The organism is Petrachloros mirabilis (assembly GCF_975968855.1).
The window spans coordinates 1-6,808 of record NZ_CDLUDY010000247.1; the positions used below are offsets into that span (position 1 = coordinate 1).

The 6,808-nt window shown below is 56.8% G+C and carries 7 protein-coding genes; 5 read left to right on the top strand and 2 right to left on the bottom strand.

Features of this window, described 5'->3' with window-relative positions:
* Positions 1-183 precede the first annotated feature (183 nt).
* The 5 genes from ACWVCN_RS10220 to ACWVCN_RS10240 all read left to right on the top strand — a co-directional run bounded on the left by ACWVCN_RS10220 (position 184) and on the right by ACWVCN_RS10240 (position 4,253).
* A complete protein-coding gene (locus ACWVCN_RS10220) occupies positions 184-810 on the top strand; it encodes a tetratricopeptide repeat protein (RefSeq protein ID WP_455245551.1) in 627 nt (208 codons plus the stop codon).
* Positions 811-951: 141 nt separating this feature from the next.
* Entirely contained in the window at positions 952-1,209 is a 258-nt protein-coding gene (locus ACWVCN_RS10225) for a hypothetical protein (protein WP_455245552.1), read from the top strand.
* A 121-nt stretch (positions 1,210-1,330) separates the two neighbouring features.
* A complete protein-coding gene (locus ACWVCN_RS10230; protein ID WP_455245553.1) occupies positions 1,331-2,329 on the top strand; it encodes a Kelch repeat-containing protein in 999 nt (332 codons plus the stop codon).
* Positions 2,330-2,849: 520 nt separating this feature from the next.
* Positions 2,850-3,803 carry a hypothetical protein gene (locus ACWVCN_RS10235; RefSeq protein ID WP_455245555.1) on the top strand — a complete coding sequence of 318 codons (954 nt, stop codon included), beginning with the start codon at positions 2,850-2,852 and terminating at the stop codon, positions 3,801-3,803.
* A gap of 279 nt (positions 3,804-4,082) precedes the next feature.
* Positions 4,083-4,253 carry a hypothetical protein gene (locus ACWVCN_RS10240; RefSeq protein WP_455245556.1) on the top strand — a complete coding sequence of 57 codons (171 nt, stop codon included), beginning with the start codon at positions 4,083-4,085 and terminating at the stop codon, positions 4,251-4,253.
* A 165-nt stretch (positions 4,254-4,418) separates the two neighbouring features.
* Here the strand turns inward: ACWVCN_RS10240 and clpX are convergent, their stop codons facing one another.
* Together clpX and ACWVCN_RS10250 are read right to left on the bottom strand one after the other, a co-directional pair.
* A complete protein-coding gene (gene clpX / locus ACWVCN_RS10245) occupies positions 4,419-5,696 on the bottom strand; it encodes an ATP-dependent Clp protease ATP-binding subunit ClpX (RefSeq protein ID WP_455245557.1) in 1,278 nt (425 codons plus the stop codon).
* A gap of 779 nt (positions 5,697-6,475) precedes the next feature.
* On the bottom strand, positions 6,476-6,808 hold a 333-nt coding region (locus ACWVCN_RS10250), incomplete at its 5' end, for an OPT/YSL family transporter (RefSeq protein WP_455245558.1).

Genomic DNA, 6,808 nt, shown 5'->3' on the forward strand with positions numbered 1-6,808 from the left:
CGAAGAAAGTGGGGCATGCGGTTTGATCGAAAGACATCATAACAGAGGGAGGTCCTGGTGCAGGCTTGCGTTATCGTTCTCAGGCGTCCTACAATTAAAATTTTTACGAAGGCCAGGCAGCGCATCTCTGCCGGCTGTAACTTTTGAGAAATACGTCTCGTAGGAATAAAGGGAGAGTGATCTATGATTAGCAGTCGGCCCCTCTCGTCCCGATTGAGCATATCTCTCATCCTGGCGATCGTCTGCCTCTCCGTGTCGGCTTGCGCCAGCAATCAGCCTGTCGAGGATTTGGCTGCGAAAATGCGCGCAGAAGATGAGGCTGCTGCGAGAGAGGTCCTCAAGTCAGCCGAAGGAGGGGACGTATCGGCCCAAAACGAAATGGGTCGGCTGTATTACGAAGGCAAGGGTGTACCTCAGAACTATCGGCAGGCGAAGCAGTGGTTTGAAAAGGCGGCGAAGAAAGGGGACGCGGCAGCCCAAGTCAATCTCGGCATGTTGTATCTCCACGGAGATGGGGCTCCGCAGAGCGCTCAGATGGCGTTGTTCTGGTTTCGCCAGGCGGCGGAGCAAGATAACGCTGCAGGTCTTGGAAAACTTGGGTTGATGCACGAGCAGGGGCGAGGAGTACTCCAGGACTTTATCCAAGCCCACAAATGGTACAACCTCTCGGCAGCACGCGGAGAGGAAAGTTCTGCTGCGGCTCGTGAGGCTCTTGCCACACGGATGACTCCGGCCCAGATTGCCGAAGCCCAGCGGCTTGCACGAGAGTGGAGACCAAAAGAAGTCAAATCGGCCAAGGCGATTCCCTAGCCTCAAGGTCTGACTCCGCGTTGTTTTTCTCCTCCACCCGAAAAGATCGAGTGTGGAGGGCCATCCGTTTAAAGCGTGTGCGTTTCCAGATGCTAACCCCCGCTTCCGTGAACTTGCGTCAGACGAGGCAACGATTCGACTGTGGTCGTCGGGGTCGTCGGTGAGAAGACGGTGATGGTGCCGATCCCCCGGCGCGCGGTCGTTAAGTACCATAAGTGGAATATGGCGCTGCGATGGAAGCTGTTGGTCGTTCTCGGTGCCGTCTTTATTACCCTGGCTCTGTCCGTGGACTGGCCGCCGCCGGGTGAGTCGGGTCTGCGCGAGACGAAGTCTTTTCTTTTGTTCCTGGGCGTGGTCGTCGGCGTCGCAGGATTGATCGTCGGATTTTTCCGCGAGTAACAGGTTCAAGTCAGGACTATCTTGGTTGTCAATCGTGCGCACCGGCTTGCTCCGGTGTCTCCGGAAAGAGTAGGCTCTTTTCACATTGTGGTGAGTTCCGAGTGATGAGGGAATGTTCGCTGTGAACAGATGCTCGACGGCGCTTCCGATCGCGAGCCTCTTCGCACTGGCTGTGTGTATTACGCCAGTGCAAGCGGGGCCGGATTCAGGCACGTGGCGCACGGCGGCTCCTGCGCCGACGAAACGGACGGAGGTAGCGGCGGCGATGCTGGGAGACAAAATCTACGTCGTCGGTGGGTTCGAAGAGCCATCGCTCAGCAACATTTTGAATCTTGCGATTTCACCGAAGGTCGAGGTTTATGATCCTGCCACCGACCGGTGGACGGCCACAGCCCCTTTGCCCGTTCGCCTGCATCACGCCGGTATCGGAGTCGTAGCAGGGAAACTCTATGTGATCGGCGGCTACACGCAGGCCGGCCTCAGTACATGGAGTCCTGTGGGTACGGTGTACGCCTATGATCCGGCCACAGATCGCTGGAAGGAGGGCGCGCCAATGCCGACCGCCCGTGGCGCTTTGTCGGTAACGGAGCACGACGGCAAGCTTTACGCGATCGGGGGGTACGACAGGAAAGCGAATCCGTCGGCAGTCGAGGTCTACGATCCGTCGAGTAACACCTGGACCGCTCGTGCGCCACTGCCGACTCCACGGGATCATTTGGCGACTGCGACTGCGTCTGGAAAGTTGTATGCGATCGGCGGACGAGTGAACGGCGACTACGGACGGAATCTTGCCGTGACGGAACAGTACGATCCCGCAACAGACCGTTGGGTCCGCGTAGCCGATTTGCCAACGGCCCGCAGCGGGATTACCGCCTCGGTGGTGGATGGCACCATCTACGTGTTTGGCGGTGAAGGGGCCAAGGGCACGTTCCATGAAAACGAAGCCTACGATCCGGCGAGCGATGCCTGGCTGTCGATGGCGCCGATGCCGACGGCTCGTCATGGCCTCGGGTCAGCGGTGACGCAGGGGCATATTCATGTCATGAGTGGCGGGCCGACTCCCGGCGGCTCCTTCAGCGGTCTCAACGAAGTCTTCACGCCTCCAGCCTCACGACGATAATCCAGAATTCTTAAGCGCCTCCTGTTTTGTTGGGTTCCGCAGACGATGTGCTGTGGAATCTCGATACATCAAGAATTGATGGCCATCGGACGGTTGTCATGGATCCGATCCCCCTCAACCGAGGGGCTAGGATATTCCCCAGATTAAGAAGGAATTGTTCTCTGTTTCGATTGTGGGTCTTGACTCGTGTATGGTCGAAGCGTAGCGTGATCGGGTGATCACGAACTACCTTGATCGGAGGTAGTGCCATGGCGGTTCGTGGAGGGGCAATCCAACGAGTTGCAAATGGCGGGTGTGGTCTCCTTCCCTGTCGGACCCGTCTTTTCACCCACGGTGCATCGTCTGTTTTCTGTGCCGCGCGACGTATCTGTCTGCGGACACATGCGATGCTCTCTTCTTCTTCCGCGGCGGTGCGCCAGTCCGACCGGCTTCATCTACAACTATTCTCTGTGACTCGAGCGAGATGCCGCGCATTGCGTCTGCCGCGCGCCAACTTGCCCGATGACGAAAGGAGGGTGTTATGTCGTACCGCTACACCAGCGTCGACATCGTCATAGGTGTCGGCATGTGCGCGATCCTCTTCGGTGCCTTACTGTTCTTCACCGCCGCCAACGGAACCTATCAGGTCGCTGTCCCCGAGTCTCTCTCGACGGAAGCGTCTATTGTTTCTGAAACAGGTCTGGCTCTGCTGCAGCCGGTGATCGGCCACGCTGTGGTTGACGGAGCCATTTTTGAAAGACGCGCGAACGAATTGATCGCACAATCCGCGTCGGAATGGAATCGTGCGACGATGGCGTACCAGAATTTCCGGTCGGTCTCCGGTGGTCCGTTCGCAGCTGTCATGCAGAAGGCTGAAACGGTTCCGGTCGATCATCAGGCCCGCGTTCAGGGCGTGATGGGGCAGGCGATCGTCAATTTTACGGCTCGAGGCGTTCGTAGCGGGGTGTTGTCGGCTGATCTGGCTCTAGCGGATTACAACAAGAGGATGATTCGTGCCGTTGAGTCGAGGGGGCAGCGGCTTCATGATGCCTTTACCTCTACCTGGCAGGCGACACTCGGGCGGAATATCGTGGAGTCGTTCCGGACTTATATGGAACGAGTCGGCGCGCTTCAGGAACGGATAGGATCGGCACTGGTTCAACTGGCTCAGGGCCAATACTTCGTGGAACAGCGGCGAGCTGCCAATCAAACACAACTGGCAAGCTTGGTGACCGCCTCTATTCGCTCCCAGTCTCTCTCTGATCGGCTGACGTTACTGGCGGCTATCGATCCGATCCCACAAGAAAAGCCTGTGGGAATCACCAAGCCGGCAACCTGGCCTGAAATGTCGATGGGCTATTTTATCGTGGGCGGGATCATAGTGGCGGCTATCTTCTTTATGGGAGTGTTCCTGTCCGCCATGAGAAGAGAAGCCAAGGCCCTGGCCGATATGCGGCGCAATGCCTCGAAGTGGGTGTATCGCCCGGCAGCGTAAGGGCTTGCAACAGGGACTCGCGTGTGAGTCGCGGGAGTGTGTGATGTATGTCGGAGGTGTATTGGGGAATCGTTGGAGGCCTCGGTGCGCTCGTGGTGACCCTTTTTGTGTGTATGGATATGCTGTATTCCAACTCGAAAGGGTCATCCGACGCATCGAGCCGCATGACCGATCGTTCGTCAAAGGCTGTCGATCACTCTTCATCGCATGGCCGGCACGCAGCCTAGTTGGTTGTTGAAGCAGCGTTGACGAAGGGTCTGGTTCTACAAGAGGTGCCTTATGGTCGAGATCATCGGTCTCGGGACGATGAGTGCGCTCGTGTGGCTCCTGGCATGGTCAATGGCGAATGAGAGTGAAGCGGAACAGCGTCGCATGTCGAAGCCGTCGGAGACGCCTCGTTATTCCGATACGAGAGTGAGTAGTGCCAAGAAGGTTGGACAAGCTGCCTGACCTCATCGATTCCCGTTCTTGAGGTGTTTCTCAGGCAATGCGAAAACCGTTCGCCTTTTGGTCTGCGGTGAGGCTGCCGGTCCTCAACGGAGAAGTGTGCGCTCGCGAGACAACCTGAAGCGCGAACGGATGAGGGATTGTTCACAGGTACGGTGTCTTGTCGTTCTAGGTGAGGATGTGGGGTTGTCCGGTCCCGACAATGACGTCTTCCGTGATTTCTACGGATTTGACCCCGTTACGCGAGGGGACATCGTACATGAGATCGAGCATAATCTCTTCCAGTATCGTGCGTAGGGCCCGTGCCCCGGTTTTCATGATGGCAGCACGTCGAGCGACGGCTTTCACTGCGGAGTCCGTGAATCTAAGGTCTACTCCTTCGAGGTCGAAAAGGGCTTGATACTGTCTCACGAGTGCGTTACGAGGCTCAGTGAGGACACGAATGAGTGCCGGCACGTCGAGATCGGACAGAGTTGTGTGAACTGGGAATCGGCCCACGAACTCCGGTATGAGCCCGAACTTCAACAAATCCTCGGATCGCACCTGACAGAGGATTTCAGTGTGTCCGTCGATCACGTAGGTTGGAGCCTGGGCTTCAAATCCTAATCGCTTGGGGATGGTTCGTTGGCCGATGATCTGATCCAGTCCCACGAACGCACCCCCGGCGATAAACAGAATATTCGTGGTATCCACCCTGATGTACTCGTGCTCCGGATGTTTCCTCCCGCCTTTCTGCGGCACGTTGCAGATCGTCCCTTCCACCAGTTTGAGAAGCGCTTGTTGAACGCCCTCGCCCGATACGTCGCGTGTCAGTGACGGATTTTCAGATTTCCGGCTGATCTTGTCGATCTCATCGATGTAGATGATGCCGGTTTCAGCGCGGGCGATATCGTAATCGCAGCTCTGAAGCAGCTTCAGCACGACATTTTCGACGTCTTCGCCCACGTAGCCGGCTTCCGTCAGGGTGGTGGCATCAGCGATGGCAAACGGGACGTGAAGGATTCGCGCCAGCGTCTGCGACAGGAGCGTCTTCCCTGTCCCCGTCGAGCCGATCATCAGAATGTTTCCCTTTTGGAGATCGACGTGTTTGAGCCGGTCCCGGTTAAGAATGCGCTTGTAGTGGTTGTGGACTGCGACAGCGAGGACTTTTTTCGCGCGCTCCTGTCCGATCACATATTCGTCGAGCGTTGCTTTGATTTCTGCCGGCTTGGGAATGACCGACGGGAGGGTCGGGGACGTGCCACGTGCCCCATTGTTTTGTCCGAAGGAAGCGGAGCAGCTCTGAATGCACTCCTCGCAAATCCACAGCGTGGAGGCGTTCCTGCAGGAGTCGCAGGTGTACTCCATGGGACTTTCGACGAGGTGGCCAACGGCACGCTCACTTTGTCCGCAGAACGAACAGAGACGGTCCGGTTTCTGTGAAGGATGGCGCGTGTCCCAAAACACTCCCGTACCCTCCTGTGCTCGAATTAGGCCACGAACGTTCCTCTCATGCCTGAGGGGTGCTCCGCACTACCGCTCTTTCCTCACCTGACTGCTCCGCACCATATTATATTCAAATCCATATACATCACGGGCGACCTTGGATGATCGGTGAACAGTCGCCCGTGATGAGCGCTTAGGACGCTATATCTAAATGTAATGAACGTTCTGTGAAACGAGAGGACCCGCGCAAGATAAGGGCTTGAAGGCTACTCGCCGGGGACAGGTTTATGTAACCCGGTCGCTTGTGTTCCTCACTTGAGCCTCGACTCTCCGCGATGGCTCATCGGCTGTGGTATTCCCTACGCGGGAAATGGTGTTGCCTTTGGAGATGTGGCTCGCGTGACCGACAAGATACCCGCCTCTAGCTTGGCGGGCCGTTGAGATCCGGTGGACTGAGGTCTTCCATGATTGACCTCCTCATGGTTGTAGGATTCTTCCGGATCATCCAGGATCAGACACCAATTTCTTCATACGCCTGGCGGGGACGTCTGTCAACTGGGATAAACGCCTCCAGGGAAATTTTATGGCCAAAGCATATTCTGTGCCTTCAGGCACACAATTGACTCCTCATGAGCCGGGCGCTACATGCATGCTCGATCGTCTTTCATGGAATCTTGCACAGAAACGGCTCGATGGGTTGGAGGCTTGTTTCGATCCTGGGCAAGAAAGCAGGGATTGCAAGGTGTGATGGACTAGGCAGTCAGACACCTTCGAGTAATCTACTTGCCGGTGACTCATCGCTATTTTCGTGCCGAGCCTGTTGCGATTCGATAGAGAACCAATCCCACCATCGCGACGATCAAGAGACCGGGCCAGCCGCCGAGAGGCGGGGAGGCAAAAACGGTGAATGGATCGGAACTGACTTCTGGCCACAGTACGGCGAGCGCAATGGGAATTGCCAGCATGATGCCCATGAGTGCTTCACCGGTAATCAAACCCGCCGAGAAGAGGAGCCCGCTTTTTGACGATTGATCACTACCCGCCGCTGCTCTCGTGGCGATGGCCGAGATCAGACCACCTACAAAGATGGCGGCTGAGAGTTTCAGAGGCAGATAAATACCAAGGGCCACGGC

Excerpts from the sequence above, each read along its gene's own strand:
- ACWVCN_RS10220 (WP_455245551.1), top strand. The coding sequence starts at position 184 with ATGATTAGCAGTCGGCCCCTCTCGTCCCGATTGAGCATATCTCTCATC.
- ACWVCN_RS10235 (WP_455245555.1), top strand. The coding sequence starts at position 2,850 with ATGTCGTACCGCTACACCAGCGTCGACATCGTCATAGGTGTCGGCATG.
- ACWVCN_RS10240 (WP_455245556.1), top strand. The coding sequence starts at position 4,083 with ATGGTCGAGATCATCGGTCTCGGGACGATGAGTGCGCTCGTGTGGCTC.